This is a genomic window from Pseudoduganella aquatica (assembly GCF_009857595.1).
GTDB classification, from domain to species: domain Bacteria; phylum Pseudomonadota; class Gammaproteobacteria; order Burkholderiales; family Burkholderiaceae_D; genus Rugamonas; species Rugamonas aquatica_A.
Genome location: NZ_WWCU01000015.1, coordinates 82,130 through 99,505, shown reverse-complemented (window position 1 = coordinate 99,505; position 17,376 = coordinate 82,130). Strand labels below are relative to the sequence as shown.

The 17,376-nt window shown below is 65.6% G+C and carries 12 protein-coding genes; 9 read left to right on the top strand and 3 right to left on the bottom strand.

Going from position 1 to position 17,376, the window contains the following annotated elements:
* The first annotated feature begins 178 nt into the window (after positions 1 to 178).
* The 5 genes from GTP77_RS14930 to GTP77_RS14910 all read left to right on the top strand — a co-directional run bounded on the left by GTP77_RS14930 (position 179) and on the right by GTP77_RS14910 (position 8,982).
* Complete coding sequence (locus GTP77_RS14930) at positions 179 to 2,209, top strand: putative bifunctional diguanylate cyclase/phosphodiesterase (protein ID WP_187358730.1); 2,031 nt, start codon at positions 179 to 181, stop codon at positions 2,207 to 2,209.
* A gap of 71 nt (positions 2,210 to 2,280) precedes the next feature.
* On the top strand, positions 2,281 to 4,863 hold the full coding sequence (locus GTP77_RS14925; protein WP_161072947.1) for an EAL domain-containing protein: 2,583 nt from the start codon (positions 2,281 to 2,283) through the stop codon (positions 4,861 to 4,863).
* Positions 4,864 to 4,962: 99 nt separating this feature from the next.
* The gene (locus tag GTP77_RS14920) at positions 4,963 to 5,505 is read left to right on the top strand and encodes a TRAP transporter small permease subunit (RefSeq protein WP_161072946.1); all 543 of its coding nucleotides are present in this window, start codon (positions 4,963 to 4,965) and stop codon (positions 5,503 to 5,505) included.
* Positions 5,502 to 7,274: a TRAP transporter large permease gene (locus GTP77_RS14915; protein ID WP_161072945.1), complete on the top strand. Its 1,773-nt coding sequence runs from the start codon at positions 5,502 to 5,504 to the stop codon at positions 7,272 to 7,274. Before GTP77_RS14920 ends, GTP77_RS14915 begins: the two co-directional genes overlap by 4 nt.
* A 28-nt stretch (positions 7,275 to 7,302) precedes the next feature.
* The gene (locus tag GTP77_RS14910) at positions 7,303 to 8,982 is read left to right on the top strand and encodes an FAD-dependent oxidoreductase (protein ID WP_161072944.1); all 1,680 of its coding nucleotides are present in this window, start codon (positions 7,303 to 7,305) and stop codon (positions 8,980 to 8,982) included.
* Between the two features lie 15 nt (positions 8,983 to 8,997).
* Here GTP77_RS14910 and GTP77_RS14905 read toward each other — a convergent pair whose 3' ends face one another.
* Entirely contained in the window at positions 8,998 to 9,231 is a 234-nt protein-coding gene (locus GTP77_RS14905; RefSeq protein WP_228892662.1) for a hypothetical protein, read from the bottom strand.
* 237 nt (positions 9,232 to 9,468) lie between these two features.
* Here GTP77_RS14905 and GTP77_RS31050 point away from each other — a divergent pair, with 237 nt between their 5' ends.
* The 3 genes from GTP77_RS31050 (at position 9,469) to GTP77_RS14890 (ending at position 11,343) form a co-directional block, all read left to right on the top strand.
* Positions 9,469 to 10,023 carry a hypothetical protein gene (locus GTP77_RS31050; protein ID WP_161072943.1) on the top strand — a complete coding sequence of 185 codons (555 nt, stop codon included), beginning with the start codon at positions 9,469 to 9,471 and terminating at the stop codon, positions 10,021 to 10,023.
* Positions 10,020 to 10,526 carry a DUF4123 domain-containing protein gene (locus GTP77_RS14895; RefSeq protein ID WP_161072942.1) on the top strand — a complete coding sequence of 169 codons (507 nt, stop codon included), beginning with the start codon at positions 10,020 to 10,022 and terminating at the stop codon, positions 10,524 to 10,526. Before GTP77_RS31050 ends, GTP77_RS14895 begins: the two co-directional genes overlap by 4 nt.
* A 73-nt stretch (positions 10,527 to 10,599) precedes the next feature.
* Positions 10,600 to 11,343, top strand: a complete 744-nt coding sequence (locus GTP77_RS14890; protein ID WP_229202198.1) for a DNA-binding protein — start codon at positions 10,600 to 10,602, stop codon at positions 11,341 to 11,343.
* A 111-nt stretch (positions 11,344 to 11,454) separates the two neighbouring features.
* Here GTP77_RS14890 and GTP77_RS14885 read toward each other — a convergent pair whose 3' ends face one another.
* Positions 11,455 to 14,604, bottom strand: a complete 3,150-nt coding sequence (locus tag GTP77_RS14885) for a di-heme oxidoredictase family protein (RefSeq protein ID WP_229202210.1) — start codon at positions 14,602 to 14,604, stop codon at positions 11,455 to 11,457.
* A 276-nt stretch (positions 14,605 to 14,880) separates the two neighbouring features.
* On the bottom strand, positions 14,881 to 16,149 hold the full coding sequence (locus GTP77_RS14880) for a family 8 glycosyl hydrolase (RefSeq protein ID WP_161072939.1): 1,269 nt from the start codon (positions 16,147 to 16,149) through the stop codon (positions 14,881 to 14,883).
* A 228-nt stretch (positions 16,150 to 16,377) separates the two neighbouring features.
* Here GTP77_RS14880 and GTP77_RS14875 point away from each other — a divergent pair, with 228 nt between their 5' ends.
* Positions 16,378 to 17,160, top strand: coding sequence for a helix-turn-helix transcriptional regulator (locus GTP77_RS14875; protein WP_161072938.1), 783 nt, complete (start codon positions 16,378 to 16,380; stop codon positions 17,158 to 17,160).
* Positions 17,161 to 17,376: the final 216 nt, after the last annotated feature.

Below are 17,376 nucleotides of genomic sequence, written 5' to 3'. Positions count from 1 at the left end.
TCATACTTGAAGCCTCAGCATAGCAAGCGCTCCAGGCAATTCCTTTGATCCATATCAAAAATCCCATAATCCACAGCCAAGGAGGCGCGCCGCCGAGCCCGGCAAATTTGATCCAGATCAATAAATTAGTTGCCCAAAATCAGTATCCTTCGAGGAATATTCTGGTACTGGAGTTCGCATGAAAGATATGGATCCCGCCTACAGCCTGGCGGCCAGCGCTTTGCTGGACGCATTGCCCGAGGAGATCGCCGTGCTCGGCCCGGATGGAAGTGCGCTGGCGGTGAACCGGGCCTGGCGCGCGCACGCGGGCAGGCACGCGGCAGCGCGCAGCGCGGAGGCGCATGAGGGGATAGAGGCCGTGCTGGCGGGAGCCAAGGCCCGCTTCGAAACGGAATACCGGCTGCAAACGGAGGAGGGCGAGCGCTGGTTCAGCATCTGCGCTACGCCGCTGGACGCGGAATGGCGCGGCGCCGTGGTGGCGCACGCGGATATTACGGCGCGCCGCCAGTCGGAGGCCAAACTGCGCATCGCCGCCATCGCCTTCGATTCTCCGGAGGGCATGATGGTGACGGATGCCGCCGGCGTCATCCTGCAAGTGAACCAGTCTTTCACCCGCATCACCGGCTACACCAGCGCCGAAGTGGTGGGGCACAAGCCCTGTGTGCTCAGCTCCGGCCGCCACGACGCCGAATTCTACCGCGCCATGTGGTCCGCCATCGGCATGCACGGGCGCTGGCAGGGCGAGATCTGGAACCGGCGCAAAAACGGCGAAGTCTATCCGGAGCTGCTGAACATCGCCGCCGTGCGCGACGCCGGCGGCGCCGTTACGCACTACGTCGCCTCGCTCAGCGACATCACGCTGAGCAAAGCGGCCAGCGACGAAATCAAGAACCTGGCCTTCTACGACCCGCTGACCCACCTGCCGAACCGGCGCATGCTGGTCGAGCGGCTGGCGCAGGCGCTGCCGGCGGCCTACACCAGCGGCCATTGCGGCGCGCTGATGCTGATCGACCTGGACAACTTCAAAACCATCAACGAAACCCTGGGCCACAGCAAAGGCGACATGCTGCTGCAGCAGGCCGCCGCCCGCCTGCACGCCTGCCTGCGCCAGGGTGACACCGTGGCGCGCCTGGGCGGGGACGAATTCGTGGTGCTGATCGAAGGCCTGAGCGGGCAACCGCGCGAGGCGGCCGCGCGCAGCGAGGCGCTGGCCGCCAAGCTCGCCGCCGCGCTGAACCGCCCTTACACGCTGGGTGCGCACCAATGCCACAGCACGCCCAGCATAGGCATTACGCTGTTCCACGCAGGCCTGCGCCAGCAGCCGGAGGAGCTGCTGATGCAGGCGGACATCGCCATGTACCAGGCCAAGGAGGCTGGCCGCAATGGCATGCGTTTTTTCGACCAAAGCATGCAGGACAGTATCAGCGAGCGCGCGCAGCTGGAGCGGGAGCTGCGCCACGCCATCGATACCCAGCAGTTCGAGCTGTACTACCAGGTGCAGGTGGACCACCTGAAGCACCCGCTCGGCGCCGAAGCGCTGATACGCTGGATACAGCCGGACGGCGGCGCCGTGTCGCCGGCCCGCTTCATCCCGCTGGCGGAGGAGAGCGGCCAGATCCTGGCGCTGGGACAGTGGGTGCTGGAAAGCGCCTGCGCCCAGCTGCGCGCGTGGCAAAGCGAGCCCGCCATGAGCGAGTTGGCGGTGGCGGTGAATGTCAGCGCGCGCCAGTTCCACCAGCCGGACTTCTGCGAGCAGGTGCGCTCGGTGCTGCGGCGCTACGGCGTCGACCCCGGCTTGCTGAAGCTGGAGCTGACCGAGGGCGTGCTGCTGGAGAACATGGAAGACACCATCGCCAGCATGCAGGCGCTGCGCGAGCTGGGCGTGCGCTTCGCGTTGGACGACTTCGGCACCGGCTATTCGTCGCTGCAATACCTGAAGCGCTTGCCGCTGGACCAGCTCAAGATAGACCAGTCCTTCGTGCGCGACCTGGCCAGCGACGGCAACGACCAGGCCATCGTCCGCACCATTATCGCCATGGCGCGCAGCTTGAATCTGGACGTAATCGCCGAAGGCGTGGAAACGGACGCGCAGTGCGCCTTGCTCGGCCAGCTGGGCTGCCAGTCCTACCAGGGCTACCTGTTCGGCAAACCCATGCCGGCGCCGGCGCTGCCCGAGCTGATCAGGAGTGGCTTTTTAAGTGCAATTTGATGCACATCAAGGTTTGTTCGATCTATATGACATTACAGTGATGAATGTATAACAAACCTTGACGGTGAACAATGAACCGCACGACGTCCGAATACCTTGCCGCGCTAATCGAAGGCATGATGCCGGCGCCGGACGCGGTGCGCCAGCGCCTGGCCTTCCTGGAGTTCGGCCAGGAGGACGCAGCCTTGCTGCGTCAGGTGCACGACAGCCTGCAAAGGCAAGCCGGCCCGGTGGTGGACGCGTTCTACCGGCACTTGCGCACCGTGCCGGAGCTGGCCCGCATGCTGGCGGACGAGGCCCGCTTCGCTCGGCTGCGGCATGCGCAGGCGGACTATTTCAGCAGCCTGACCGGCGGCGCGATCGATGACGGCTACGTGCGGGACCGCGTGGCGGTGGGCCTGGTGCACCGCCATATCGGCCTGGAGCCGCAGTGGTATATCGGCGCCTACCGCAAATACCTGGACGCGATCGGCGGCGTGCTGCGCGAGGCGCTGGCCGGCCAGCCCGAACTGGCCTGGCAGACTTACGAAGCGCTGCTGAAAGTGGTGTGCTTCGACCTCGGCCTGGCGCTGGACACCTATATCAGCTCCGGCGAGCAGGAGCTGCGCCGGCTCAAGACCTATTCCGAGCAGGTAATCGACGGCATGCCGGCCGGCGTGATGACGGTGTGCGCCAACGGTACGGTGCGCACCGTGAACCGTGCCTGGCGGGCCTTGCTGTCGCTCGACAGCGGCAGCAAGGCCGGCCGGCCCTATGCCGCCTACGCGCCGCTGCCGCAACTGCAGAACTGCATCGCCGCCGGGTTGATCAATGCGGACTACCAGCACGAGCTGGTGATCACGGCCGGGCCGGACGACCAGCCGCTGCGCTACCTGCGCTGCAAGCTCACCCGCGTGCCGCTGGACGGCGAGCGCATGCTGCTGCTGGTGCTGGAGGATGTGACCGCCTCGCTGCAGGCGCGCGCCCAACTGCGCGCCAGCGAGGCGCGCTTCCGCTCCGCCTTCGGCCAGGCGGCGGTGGGCCTGGCCCAGCTGTCGCCGGACGGGCGCTGGCTGCGCGCCAACTTCAAGCTGCAATCGCTGCTGGGCTACACCGAAGCCGAGCTGGCCGGCATGACGCTGAACAGCGTACTGCCGCCGGAAGAGCACGCGGCCGAGACGGAAGCGCTGCAACGGGTGCTGGCCGGTGACAGCGACAGCCACTGCCGCGAGCTGCGCTACTGTCACAAGGCAGGCCACCTGGTCTGGGTGCAGGCCACGTATTCGCGCATGTACACCGAGCAGGACGGCGTAACGCTGATCGGCGTGATCGAGGACGTGGCGCAGCGCAAGCGCTACGAGCAGGAGCTGACCCAGCTGGCCAGGCAGGACGCGCTGACCGGCCTGGCCAACCGCGCACTGCTGCTGGACCGGCTGACGCAGGCCGTGTCCTACGCGCGCCGCGCCAGCCGCTGGGTGGCGGTGCTGTTCCTCGACCTGGACCGCTTCAAGAACATCAACGACAGCCTGGGCCACGACGCGGGCGACCAGGTGCTGGTGGAAGTGGCCGCGCGGCTGCTGGCCTGCGTGCGCAGCGGCGACACCGTGGCCCGCCTCGGCGGCGACGAGTTCGTGGTGCTGCTGGCCGACGTGGCGCGCGGCGACGAGGTGGCGGCAGTGGCACAGAAGCTGGCCGATGCGCTGGCCCAGCCCATGTTCGTGTTCGGCCACGAGATCACCCCGGTGGCCAGTTTCGGCATCAGCCTCTATCCCAAGGACGGCGGCGACAGCCAGGCCCTGCTCAAGAACGCCGACGCGGCCATGTACAGCGCCAAGAAGCTGGGCGGCGCGCAGTTCCAGTTCTACGCGCAGGACATGAATCTGCGCACGCTGGACCGGCTCAAGCTGGAGGCGGCCCTGCGCCACGCGGTCGAACGCGACGAGTTCGAGCTGCACTACCAGCCCCAGCTCGACATGGCCAGCGGCGTCATAGACGGGGTGGAGGCGCTGGTGCGCTGGCGCCGGCCCGGGCACGGCCTGGTGCCGCCGGCCGAGTTCATCCCGGTGGCCGAAGAGACCGGCCTGATCATTCCCCTGGGCGACTGGGTGCTGCGCGCCGCCTGTGCGCAGCAGGCGGCCTGGCGCGACGCCGGCCTGGGCGACCTGCGCATGGCGGTCAACCTGTCGGCGCGCCAGTTCAAGCAGCAGGACCTGGCGCAAAGCGTGGTGCAGGCGCTGCACGACACCGGCTGCGCGGCGGGGCGGCTGGAGCTGGAGATCACGGAAAGCGTGCTGATGGAGCATCCGGACGCCGCCACCCTGGTCATGGAGCAGCTCAGCGACATGGGCGTGAAGCTGTCCATCGACGATTTCGGCAGCGGCTATTCCAGCCTGGCCTATTTGAAGCGCTTTCCCATCCACTCCCTGAAGATAGACCGCTCGTTCGTGCACGACATCAGCTGCGACGAGGACGACGCGGCCATCGCCAGCGCCATTATCGCGCTGGCCCACAGCATGAAACTGAACGTGATCGCCGAAGGCGTGGAAACCGGACAACAACTGGCCTTTTTGCGCCGCGAAGGCTGCGACCACGTGCAGGGCTACTACTTCAGCCGTCCGCTGCCCGCCGCCGAGCTGGCGCTGTTGCTGGCGAGGCCCCCGGGGCAGTTACCATAGGGGCCAGATTCATGTAATATCCTTGCAACAATCCTTTTATTTCCACAACGACCGGCTGGGCAGCAACCCTGCACAAAACGGCATAGGAGACACTAGTACATGCAAGGATTACTCCGCCTCTCGCACTGGCTCGACAAGATAGGCTACCGCTGCGGGCAACTGGCCAACCTGATGATCTTGGCTTCGTGCGTCATCAGCGCCAGCAACGCCATGATCCGCTACGGTTTCGACTGGAGCAACAACTGGCTGCTTGAGCTGCAATGGTATCTGTTCGGCGCCGCCGTCATGCTGGGCGCCAGCTACACCTTCCAGCGCAACGAGCACGTGCGCGTGGACCTGGTCTACGGCCACGTGTCCGAACGCAAGCAGCTGTGGATAGACGTGTTCGGCATTATCTTCTTCCTGATGCCGGCCTGCTTGCTGTTCGCCTGGCTGTCCTGGTATTCGCTGTTCATGCCCTCGTGGGACGTGCTGGAGCAGTCCAGCAACTCCGGCGGCCTGCCGCGCTATCCCATCAAGATCATCGTCCCCCTCGGCTTTGCGCTGCTCACGGTGCAAGGCATTTCTGAACTGATCAAACGCATTGCCGCACTGGCCGGCAAAGCCCAGCTCGACAGCAAGTACGAAAGGCCAGTGCAATGATTCCGCTCGAAATAATGCCGCCGCTGATGTTCGGCGGCCTGGTCGTGTTTATGCTGGTCGGCTTCCCGGTGGCCTTCTCGCTGCTGGCCGTGGGCCTGTTCTTCGGCCTGATCGCCATGTCCGAAGGCTTCTTCGGCGTGGCCTTCATGCAGGCCGTGCCGCAGCGCATATTCGGCAGCGTGCTGGCGAACGACCTGCTGCTGGCCATACCGTTCTTCACCTTCATGGGCGCGGTGCTGGAAAAGTGCCGCCTGGCCGAGGACATGCTGGACTCCATGGGCCAGCTGTTCGGCAAAATGCGCGGCGGCCTGGGCTACTCGGTCATCATCGTGGGCTTCATCCTGGGGGCCATCACGGGCACGGTGGCCGCGCAGGTGATCGCCATGGCGATGATCTCGCTGCCGGTGATGATGCGCTACGGCTACCACATGCGCTACGCCACCGGCGTGCTGGCCGCGTCCGGCACCATCACGCAGCTGGTGCCGCCGTCGCTGGTCCTCGTGGTGCTGGCAGACCAGCTGAAAACCCAGACCGCCAGCGCCGACGTGGGCAGCATGTACCTGGGCGCCTGGGGGCCGTCGCTGGTGCAGATTGGCCTGTTCGCGCTGTACACCTTCGTGCTGTCGCGCCTGCGCCCCGAGTGGCTGCCGGCCGCCCCGCGCGACGAAAAAACGCTGGAAGGCTGGGCCTTGTGGCGGCAATGCCTGCGCGGCATCATCCCGGCCGCCGTGCTGATCTTCATGGTGCTGGGCACCATGATGCTGGGTATCGCCACGCCCACCGAGTCCGGCGCCATGGGCGCGCTGGGCGCGGTCATCCTGGCGGTGATACGCCACCCGGAATTCACCGCGCGCGACAAGCTCGTGTTCCGCGCCGGCATGGCGGCAATGGTGGTGGCGGGCGTGATCGGCGCCGTCTATTACGAAAAGCTGACCGGACTGGCGCCGGCCGCCAAGCCTTATGTGCAGGCCGCGCTGGCGGTGCTCTACATTGCGGTGATCTGGCTGATCGTGCGCGCCAGCCGCATCAAGCCGCTGCGCGAACTGATCGTGCTGAGCTACCAGTCCACCATGCGCCTGACGGCGATGGTGGTGTTCATCCTGATCGGCTCCACCTGCTTCTCGGTGGTGTTCCAGGGCGTGGACGGCGGCCGCTGGGTCGAGCACCTGTTCACCGGCATTCCCGGCGGCTGGATAGGCTTCCTGCTGGTGGTCAACCTGTTCGTGTTCTTCCTGGCCTTTTTCCTGGACTTCTTCGAGATCGCCTTCATCGTGGTGCCCATGCTGGCGCCGGTGGCGCAGAAAGTGCTGGCGCCCGAGCTGGAGTCCATGATGGGCAGCCCCGAGGCCGCCGCCTCCGCCGCGCTGGTGTGGTTCGGCGTGATGCTGTGCGTAAACATGCAGACCTCGTTTATGCATCCGCCTTTCGGTTTTGCGCTATTCTATCTGCGCGGCGTGGCGCCCAAGGAAGTCAAGAGTTCCGACATTTACTGGGGCGCCTTGCCCTGGGTGGGCCTGCAAATGATCATGGTGCTGCTGGTGGCGGTTTTCCCGCAGACCGTGACCTACTTCCTCGACAAGGGCACGCCGGGCACCACAGGATCGGGCGATCTGATTATCGAACGTCCCGCCGGCGACACGGGGCAGGGCGCCGAGCCGGACTTCCAGGTGCCGCAGTTTGACGACAGCACCCCGGCCGAACCGGCCAAGCCGGACACCAAGCCGGCCACCAGACCAGACGCGCCGCCGCCGGCCCCGGACAAGAAGTAGGGACTGCGGCGTTCACCAGGAGAATGCCATGTCCGCCTCGCCGTTTGAACAGCCGCCGCTGCCAACCCCTGAGCTGGAGCGGCGCCGGCACCAGGTCTTCCCGGTGCTGAGCGAGGCGGATATCCGCCACGTGGGACGCTACGGCGAGGAGCGCCGTTACGGCAACGGCGAGGTGCTGTTCGAGGCCGGCAAGCCGACCCCGGGCATCATGTTCCTGCTGGAAGGCAGCATCGCGGTCTACCGCCATAACGGCTTCGACACCTGCGCCAGGATCTCCACCCTGCATCCGGGGCAGTTCAGCGGCGAGGTGGGCGAGCTGTCCTGCCGCCCCGCCATGGCCAACGGCATCGCCGTCGGCTCGGTGCGGGTGCTGCTGCTACCGGCCGAAGGACTGCGCGCCCTGCTGGTGGCCAGCACAGACCTGAGCGAACGCATTATCCGCGCGCTGATCCTGCGCACTGTCGCGCTGCTGGAACAGAATTCCGGCGGCCCGGTCATCATCGCGCCGCGCGGCCATGGCCGCGTCCACGCGCTGGAGAGTTTTTTAACCGCCAACGCGCACCCCTACACCGTACTTGATCCCGACACCGATCCGCGCGCCGTTGCGCTCGTGGCCGAGCATCAGCCGTCGGCGGAGGAATGGCCGTTGGTGCTGTGTCCGGGCGTGGGGCTGAAAAAGAATCCATCCATCGTGGAGCTGGGCCGCTGCATCGGCATGCTGCGGCCGCTCAGCGAAGAGAAGGTGTGGGATGTGATCGTCGTCGGCGCAGGTCCGGCTGGCCTGGCCACGGCGGTGTACGCGGCGTCGGAAGGCCTGTCGGTACTGGCGCTGGAGACGCGCGCCTACGGCGGCCAGGCCGGCGCCAGTGCGCGCATTGAAAATTATCTCGGCTTCCCCACCGGGATCTCGGGCGGAGCGCTGACCGGGCGCGCCTATGTGCAGGCGGAGAAATTCGGCGTGGAGATCGCCATTCCCGCGCCGGCCGGCCGCCTGGACTGCGCCAGCCAGCCTTTGCAAGTCGAGATGTGCGGCAGCCTGCAGTTGCTGAAGGCGCGCGCCGTGGTGCTGTCCTGCGGCGCCCGCTACCGCCGCCCGTCGCTGGCCAATCTGAAGCAGTTTGAAGGCAAGGGCGTGTATTACTGGGCCTCGCCAGTGGAAGCGCAGCTGTGCAAGTCGGAAGAAGTGGTGCTGGTAGGGGGCGGCAATTCGGCCGGGCAGGCCGCCGTGTTCCTGGCCGGCCATGCCGTCAAGGTGCACATCCTGATCCGCAAAGGCAGCCTGGCGTCCACCATGTCCAGCTACCTGATCGGGCGCATCGAAGGCACACCCAACATTGAGCTGCATACGCATTCGGAAATCGTCGCGCTGGAAGGCGACGACGACGGCTTGAAGCAAGTGAGGGTGCGCAATTCGCGCAGCGGGGAAGAGTTCGAATGCGATACCTGCCGCGTGTTCCTGTTCATCGGCGCGGACCCCAACACGGGATGGCTGAACGGCTGCGGGGTGGAAGTGGACAGCCACGGCTTCATCCGCACCGGATTCAATGCCGCGCTGCCTCTGCAGACCAGCGTGCCCGGCGTGTTCGCGATAGGCGACGTGCGCGCCGGCTCCACCAAGCGGGTGGCTGCGGCGGTGGGGGAGGGCGCCGCCGTCGTGGCGCAGATCCATCAGTTCCTGGCCGATCCGGCGGCGCCTCCGGGGCGCTAGCCGATCAGCTTGCACTCAAGCTGCGGCCAGCGCGGCGCGCCCTGCGGCCATCTGGCGTGCGGCCAGCGCCACGCGCGCGCCCAGGTGGGCGGAAGTTTTCAAGTCAGCCGGCGTGGCGCCTTCCTCCGCGCCCACATCCGCGTCGCTCTGCGCGGCGGCGCCGATGAAGAAGCCATGGCGGTTCAGGGTGTCTTCGCTGCTGGTGGAGGTGTTGTGGCCCGCGTGCAGGCCGAGGTTGACCCAGTTCATGCCATGCTGCGCGGCGAAGATGGCCAGTTGCTGCAGCGTCGCCAGCTTGTCCCCGGCGTGGCCGGCTGCGTTGGTGAAGCCGGCCGCGAGCTTGTCTTTCCATTTGCTGGCCAGAGGCGCTGCGCATGTACGTGGGGCAGCCGAACACTTGTTTGTGACAGCGCGGATACATTTGGATAGAATTGCCGGGCACAAAAGATGAAAGAATGACACCATGCCCATTTTGCCCATCTCGCCATGAACGTTTGCCTTTCAGACCATCCTGACCGGCTGGAACTCAGCATCTTCCGGGCACGGGGCGCTTTTGGCACCGTCGCGCACGGCAGCGCGCAGGAGGTGTACCGCTACATCAAGGCGCGCACCAGCCGGATAGGCGCCACGGGCGAGCTGCGGGAGTTGCTGGCCAAACAGGGCGCGGGCAATCTGCGCACCGACGACGACGTGCTGCGCGAGGCGGCCTCGCAAGTAATGCTGGGCCGGCTGTTCCTGCTGCTGGGCGATCAGCGGCCCGCAATGAGCCCCGGCGCGGGCATCGCCGAACCGCCCGAGGCGCCGCCTTCGCCGCCCAAGCGGCCCGGCATGTCGCCGCCGCCGCCTTTGCCGCCGCCGCGCAAGCCTGCGGTGACAGAGGCGCCGGCGCCGGAACCGGAAATTACCGCCGCGCTGGCGCAGGACGTGCAGGCGGCGGCGCTGGAGCAGGCAGCCCAGGACGGCACCCCGTTCTGCGAAGTGTGCGCCAAGGCGGCTGCGGAAGCGCAGCAATCCGAATCCGAATCCGAGGGGCAGGCTTGACCGCCGCGCTGGATATGGTGGTGGCGCAGCTGTGGCCCAAGGGCGACAGCCTGACCGCGCCGCAAGTGCACATGCTGGTGGACGGCGCGCGCGACGCGGCGATAGCGCCGTTGATTCGCTTCGGCAAGCTGGATTTCGACTGCCTGTTCGCCGAACCGCTGACGCCCCGCCTGCGCGCCGCCGCGCCTTACCTGGTGCACCTGGCCGCATCCTCCGCGCAGTCGCGCGAGATGCTGCGCCGCTGCGCCGGCGAGCACTGGGGCATTCTCGTCTCCGCGCCATCGCACGTCACCACGCGACAGTTGCGGCTGCATTTCAAAAAGCTGCTGTGGGTGCACGACGAACAGGGCCGCAAGCTGAACTTCCGCTTCTACGATCCCCGCGTGCTGAGCATATTCCTCCCCACTTGTACGCAAGAAGAGCGGAACATCTTTTTCGGGCCTGCCGAGGAGCTGTATTGCCTGGAGGGCGAACAGCTGCGCCGCTACACGCGCCGCGCTTGATCTAGGCCGATACCGTAATGTATTATGTAATTACGTATTACATACCACGTTACGGGGGCGGTGAATGGCAAGAATGGGACTGGAAAAATCGGATGTGCAACGCGCGCGCGACAGCCTGATCGCGCAATCGCAATACCCTTCTGTGGACGCCGTGCGCATCGCGCTGGGGAATACCGGCTCGAAATCCACGATACACAAATACCTCAAGGAGCTCGAGCAGGAGCAGGGCGGTGCGGCCAGCCAGAACTCCGTCAGCGAAGCGTTGCAGGATTTGGTTTCCCGGCTGGCGGCGCGCCTGCATGAGGAAGCAGACGAACGTATCGCCGCCAAGGCCAAGGAATTCGGGGAGCTGCGGGCCGGGCTGGAAAGCGGGCTTGCCCAGGTTCGCGCAGAGGCCGCCGGCCTGCGTGACCGGCTGGGCAAGGAGACCAAGGCCCACGAGCAGGCGCGGGCGCAACTGCAAACTGAAACCATGGGCAGGCAGAAAGCCGAGCAGCAGGTGGAGCATCTCACCGAGCGGCGCGAGCACGTGCAGGCCGAATTGCGCAAGGCCCAGCAGGCGCTTGTGCTGAAGCAGGAAGATGTGGCGCGCTTGAGCCAGGAGGCAGCCAAGTCGGCCGCAGAACTCGCCCACGCCAGGCTGGCCGTGTACGACGCGCAACGGCAAACGCGCGCGCATGAAGCCAAGCTGGAACAGATGCGTGAAATGGAACTCGAATTGGCGCGCGCCAAGTCGGCGATGGAAGCGCAGTCCGGCATGTTGGCCGAACTGCGCAGTATGATGGACAGCCAGCGGGGCGCGGCCCGCAAACGCTAGCAGTGGCGGGTTACGCGCTCCGCGCTAACCCGCCCTACGCACATATGAGATGTACATCGCTTGATCGTAGGGCGGGTTAGCAGCGCAGCTGCGTTACCCGCCAAGCCCGCGTCACAGGGACTTCAAGAACGCCAGCAACGCATCCCGGTCCGCCTGCGAAAGATTTTCAAACCTTGCACGCGACTTGTCCGCCTCCCCACCATGCCACATGATGGCCTCGGTAAGATTGCGTGCACGTCCATCGTGCAGATAGCCCGCCTTCGCGCCGCCGCCCATCACCTTGTCCGTGTAGCCGATGCCCCACAGCGGCGCCGTGCGCCACATGCTGCCCTTGGCCTGGCCCTCAACCACGTTGTCCGCCAGCCCCGCGCCCATGTCGTGCAGCAGCAGGTCGGTATAAGGACGTATGGTCTGGTTGCGCAGCTCCGCGAACAAGTGGCCGTTACCGGTCTTCATTTCCACCGTATGGCAGGCCGCGCAGCGCATGGTCTGGAACAGTTTCGAACCAACGCCGACCTGCTGCGCGTCCACGCGGTGCTCGTCCAGTGGCGCAACGCCTTTCGGGAAGCCGCTAGGCAAGCTGCGCTGGGCGGGTACGGCCACCAGCGCCAGGTAGCGCGAGATGGACTGCAAGTCCGCTTCCGTAATGCCCTTCTGCGCAGGGGCGGTGGCGCAGCCCGCCGGATCCGTATTGCAGGAGCGGTTCGGATAGACCGGCGACGTCACAGCCATGTCCTGCAGCAGCGCCGCCGCAGCCTGATGCCGCAGCGTGGCCTTGGACGCCTTCCAGCCGAAGCGGCCCAGGCGCACCGCGCCGGATTCCGGATCGAACACCCAGTTCGGCACACCCTTCACGCCATCTGCGTCCGGCGTGGAGCCGGCGCGCGACAGGATGTCCACTTCGGGCACGGCTTCCAGCAAGCCCGTGCCTATCATCGGCTGGGCCGAGCGCAGGGAGTAGGATTCCGGCACCGCGCCTTCGAACGCCAGCAAAGGCTTGCGAAGTTCGACCGCCGTGCCGTCCGCCAGCTTGGCATTGCGGGTCTCGAAGCCGGACACGCGCACACCGGTGCCCCAGTTCTGCGGCGCGCCGCTGGCCGAGATGGCGTTCATCTGCACCGCGCTGCCGTACTGTGGATGCGGCACCTGCTGGCCCGCCGCGTTGGTGACGGCGACGCGCACGGACATGGTGTCCAGCAGCTGGTTGGCGGCCAGCGGCGCCGGGCTGCGGCCGTTGTTCACGTGGCAGCCGATACAGGCGGACTGGTTGAAGCGCTGGCCCTGCAGGCCCACGGCAGCCGTGTAGCGATCGTTGCCCTGCTCGTTGTGGTCGCCGGTGGTGAAATTGGTATGCACCAGGCGGCGCCCTTCAACAAAGCGCTGCACGTTCTGCATGCCGATGTTGTTGTGCGGCTGCTGGAACATGAACAGGCCGTTATCCGAGTAATTGTAGGACACCGAACCGTCGCCGCCGGACAGCGTTTCCGCCGGCAGCGGCACCGAGTTCAGGCGCGGCTGCACGCCGTACCACGGACGCAAGCCGGTGCCCACCACGTAGATCCATTCCGCCGAGTAGTAGCGCACGCCGCCGTTGTCGCCCTTGGACTGCATGGACTCGGTGGTGCTGAACATGGACGGCGAGACTTCGATCACGTCGCCCACTACCAGCGGACGGGCAGGGATGTCTTTGCCATTCGGGAAGCCGTTGGCGTCCAGCGCCGTCATGCCAGGGTAGTTCTTGACCTGGATGGTGCAGCCGCCGTTGATGCCGTTGACGTTTGTCAGCCGGTTATTGGCCGGGTAGGCGATGGGTTTGCAGATGTCGATATTGTCGTTGACCAGCTGGCCGGGTGCCATCCAGCCGTAGCCGGTGACGCCGGGCCGGTCGATGGCGCGGAAGAAGGCCACGCCGCCTTTCAGGAAATCTACCGCGGTGTACTGGTTCACTGTCAGCGTGGGCTTGGTCACGCCGGCCACGCGGCTGTTGTCGATCACCTCCACGCCCCAGGTGCGGTTCTTGAAGTACTGCGGCACGAAGGTCAGATAGTTGCCCGGGCCTTTGTCGACCGCCAGGCCGGTGACCGGGTCCACCGTTTCATTCGGGCCGTAGCCGATCTCGTTCCATTCCTCCCCGCGCTCGCGGCCGTGGCGGGCCAGGCCGCGCGCGCCGAAGCGGGTGACCAGGGTGCCGTCCGGCAGCGTGAACTGCAGCGATTCGATCGGTTCGGCGGCGGCCGGCAGCGGCGTCCAGCCGTTACCGTTGGCCGGGAATTTCAGGGCCGAAGTAACGGCGCTGCCCAGCGAGTTGTCGCTGCCCGGTGTCTTGAACTCCACTTCGAACAGCGAGTAGCCGTAGTTGGTGGCGCGCGCCACGCCCTGCAGGCGCACGAAGCGCGCATTGATGCCAAGGTTGAAGAACTCCTCCGTGCCGCCCTGGCCGTTGCCGACAAAGCGTGCCTGCGACCAGGTCTGGCCGTCGTCCGACACCTGCAGCGCGTACTGCTTGCCGTAGGCGTTCTCCCATTGCAGCTTCATGTAGCCGATTTGCATCTTGGCGCCGAAGTCGAACTGTATCCAGGCGCCGTTGTCCGGCTTGCTGGCCCAGCGCGTGCCGAGTTTGCCGTCGATGGCCTGCGGAGCGGCCAAACCGCCGTTTTCCGGCTCGGACGAGGTGGCCGCAACCGGTTTGAGGACGACGCCAGGTTTAGTGGTGTCGATCGGGCCGGGATCCGGCTGGGGCTGAGGCTGCGGATCCGGCTCCTGCGGCGCCACGCTGCCGCCCGAGAATGCCTGGATCTCGAAAATGGAATAGCCGTAGTTGGTGCTGCGCTTCAGGCCCTGCATGCGCAGGTAGCGGCCCTGGCCGGACAAGCCGGTCCAGTCTTCGCTGCCGCCCTGGCTGGCGTCCACGGTCTTGATGGTGGTCCAGGTGGCGCCGTCTTCCGAGGTCTGCACCAGGTATTGGCTGGCGTGGGCGTTTTCCCAGTCGATGCGGACGCGGTTGATGGCGACCGACTTGCCGTAGTCCAGCGTCAGCGACTGGTCGTCCGAGAAGGCGCTGCTCCAGCGGGTGCTGGCGCTGTGGTCGATGGCGGCTGCGCCGCCCAGGTCGCCGCGTTCGGCGGACGTAGCCAAGGCGTTCACCGGAGTCAATTCCACTTCGGGCGACGCGGCGGCCATTGCCATGCCACGCAGTGCGGGGCCGCCTTGCTTGGCCAGCGCGGCGCTGTCGCTGCTGCTGCCGCCGCAAGCGGCCAGCATCAAGGTAAGGGCGAGAGGTAGCCCCTGGATTGAAAGTTTTTGTAATTGCCCTGAGGTCATTCGACGTCGATGCGGCATTTTGTGCATGCTACCTCCCTTTGCTTTATGACATTGGTTCAAGTATTTATGACAACCATCATATTAACTTGCCAAGAAAAAGCCGCGTCGTAGGCGGCTTTCTTGGGTCGGAATCGTTACCTATTTTTTCCGTACGGAAACTTTCGGTAACATAACTTGTGTCATGTCACATGTCAAGCGTAACATTTTACGTTCTTTTCAATATGCCTTGAAATTGCCGGAAACGTGCAGCATGCCCAGGAATTGGAGCAGACCGTTGTAATAACGCCATTTCCCTGTGGGCGGCTTGAGCTCCCACAAGTCGGCGATGAAGCGGCTGGGCGCGGGGCCGTTCAGCGCCAGCGTGGCCACGGCGTTGCACGAGATCAGGCCGGGCGAGCCCTCGCGGTCGATTACCGTGCCGTCCACGCTGTACAGCGAAGGGTAGGGGACTTGATCCTGGCGCGAGAAGAAGTCCAGCAAGCGGCCGCTGAGCACTGATGCGGAAGGGTTCTTGCCCCACCAGGCCTGATCCACGGACCAGTTGGCGGCGGTCCGGAAGGCGTCATACCGGAAGTCGCCATGGCCTTCCAGATGGCGGGGGCGGCCGTCGAATTCCGCGTAGTCGGGCGTCAGCGCGGTTTTGGGATGGCTGGAGATTTCAAAGTAGCGGCGGCTGGTTTCCGCAATGCGCGCCCATTGCTTGCGGTCGCGTTCCTGTCCGCCCTGCCAGCCGGCGGCGCGGCGCGCCCACAGTTCGTAAAAAGCGGGCAGATGATAGGACGGGTCGCTGAAATCGGCCGCGTCGCCGACCGGCACGAACACCACCTGCTGGTGCTTGGGCGAGAACATCGAGCGCGCGCCGTCCACCACGCCGCCGTTCATGTCTTCCTTGTGCAGCATGGCGTCCAGGATGGCGTTGGCCTGGGCGGAGTAGTTGTAGATGCCCTGGCCGTCGCCCCAGCGGCCGGCCGCCATCAGCAAGGCAGTGGCCATGTATTCCTCGCCGTCGGAGGCGGGCACCGCATCCTGATCGCAGCCCGTGGTCTTGCACTGCCAGCGGAAATAGCCGCGCCGCGGGCCGCTTTCATAGCGCATATGCGTGGCCGCCCAGTTCCACAGCGCGTCGAAGGCCGATTTTTTGTTCATCTGCACCGCGATCATCATGCCGTAGGACATGCCCTCGCTGCGCACGTCCTGGTTGCCGACGTCCAGGATGTAAGCGGAAGGGCCGTTCGCCGTGGCCGGCGCCGGGTAGTAGACGCGGCTGTCCTCGCCGCCCTCGAACAGCGAGCGCCAGTATTCGTCCAGCCGGGCGTTGACCGCCTGCTCCGTCAGCTCAGGCCGCCATTCGCGGAACACGTTGCGGTAATGCCCGCTGATGGCGCTCGGGGCGCTGGCGGCGATCGGCGGCGGCGTTGCTGGTTGCGCTCCCGCGCCGGCAGTCCAGGTCAGCAAGGAAAACAGCACGGCAGGTATTGCTTTCATCTACGGATCTCCATTCATGTGGAGCGATGATAGCGCAATCATCCAAACAATGGCTAGTGTGCGATATGTTTCCGCCATGGCCGCACCACGCCAGATTCGCCTTGTCGCAGACCGGCTAAGGCGTGATACCCTCTTGCAAAGAGCGAGGGCGCGCGGCGCCGCAATGCTGGCGAGCCGCTTGTTTTTACCGTCGGCCGCGGCCTGGCAATCATACTTTGGGAGGCGGGCATGGACATTCCACCGAGCAACAGTCTCAGATCAACAGGGCATGGCCGTATCCTGCTTTGGCGCGGCGGCAGTGTCTGGGTCGGCCGGGCTGAACGGTCGACGGATTTCCACGCCCATCATGCGATCCAGATCACCTTGGCGCTGTCCCCGGGGCCATTGCATTTCCGCTCCCCGGGCGAGGCGTGGCAGGCCTATTCCGCAGCGGTCGTTCCCGCGCACCACCCGCATGCCTTTGAGGCGCGCGGCGAGTTGGTCGCCCTGTTGTTTGTCGAGCCCGAATCATGCGAAGGCCAGGCGCTGCGCGAACGCTTTCGCGATCGCATCGCTGCCTTGTCCGACGAAATTGGTCGCCTCCATTTTGCGGCGCTGGCCGCCGCGTACCATGAAAAGCACAGCGACCAAGCGCTGATCGCCTGCGCGCGCGCGGCGATCAGTGAACTGGCCGCGCCCGCGAACAAGCCGGCCTTGCCGCTCGACCGCCGCATCGAGCGTGCCATCGAATTGTTGCATGAACGGCTGGGGCAAGCCATCAACCTTGCCGATAACGCCGGGGCGGTGCATCTCTCACCAGAGCGTTTCCGCCATTTGTTCATCGCGCAAACCGGCATCCGCTTTCGGCCTTATGTCCTGTGGCTTAGGCTTGGCGCTGCGCTCGCATGTTATGCGGCCGGCGCGAATCTGACGGACGCAGCCCATGCCGGCGGCTTTGCGGATTCCGCTCATTTCTCACGTACCTTCAAGCGCATGTTCGGCGCCGCCCCCATCAGCATCAAGCCAGAATAGCCGTTTCATTCAAGCCCGGCCCGGCCGCGCGCCCTACACTGGGGACTCACATCAACCCAGAAGGAGCATCATCATGAACACAACCACGCCATCCCCTTGCAAGTGCCCATCCTGCGCGGGCGCGCAATGCCAATGCGGTTGCCAGACGCCGCCTAAAGCGCCGGCTTGCCATTGCGGCCCGCAATGCCGCTGCGGCGACAACTGCAAGTGCCCCAA

Excerpts from the sequence above, each read along its gene's own strand:
- GTP77_RS14930 (WP_187358730.1), top strand. The coding sequence starts at position 179 with ATGAAAGATATGGATCCCGCCTACAGCCTGGCGGCCAGCGCTTTGCTG.
- GTP77_RS14925 (WP_161072947.1), top strand. The coding sequence starts at position 2,281 with ATGAACCGCACGACGTCCGAATACCTTGCCGCGCTAATCGAAGGCATG.
- GTP77_RS14920 (WP_161072946.1), top strand. The coding sequence starts at position 4,963 with ATGCAAGGATTACTCCGCCTCTCGCACTGGCTCGACAAGATAGGCTAC.
- GTP77_RS14915 (WP_161072945.1), top strand. The coding sequence starts at position 5,502 with ATGATTCCGCTCGAAATAATGCCGCCGCTGATGTTCGGCGGCCTGGTC.
- GTP77_RS14910 (WP_161072944.1), top strand. The coding sequence starts at position 7,303 with ATGTCCGCCTCGCCGTTTGAACAGCCGCCGCTGCCAACCCCTGAGCTG.
- GTP77_RS14905 (WP_228892662.1), bottom strand. The coding sequence starts at position 9,231 with ATGAACTGGGTCAACCTCGGCCTGCACGCGGGCCACAACACCTCCACC.
- GTP77_RS31050 (WP_161072943.1), top strand. The coding sequence starts at position 9,469 with ATGAACGTTTGCCTTTCAGACCATCCTGACCGGCTGGAACTCAGCATC.
- GTP77_RS14890 (WP_229202198.1), top strand. The coding sequence starts at position 10,600 with ATGGGACTGGAAAAATCGGATGTGCAACGCGCGCGCGACAGCCTGATC.
- GTP77_RS14885 (WP_229202210.1), bottom strand. The coding sequence starts at position 14,604 with ATGCTGGCCGCTTGCGGCGGCAGCAGCAGCGACAGCGCCGCGCTGGCC.
- GTP77_RS14880 (WP_161072939.1), bottom strand. The coding sequence starts at position 16,149 with ATGAAAGCAATACCTGCCGTGCTGTTTTCCTTGCTGACCTGGACTGCC.
- GTP77_RS14875 (WP_161072938.1), top strand. The coding sequence starts at position 16,378 with ATGGACATTCCACCGAGCAACAGTCTCAGATCAACAGGGCATGGCCGT.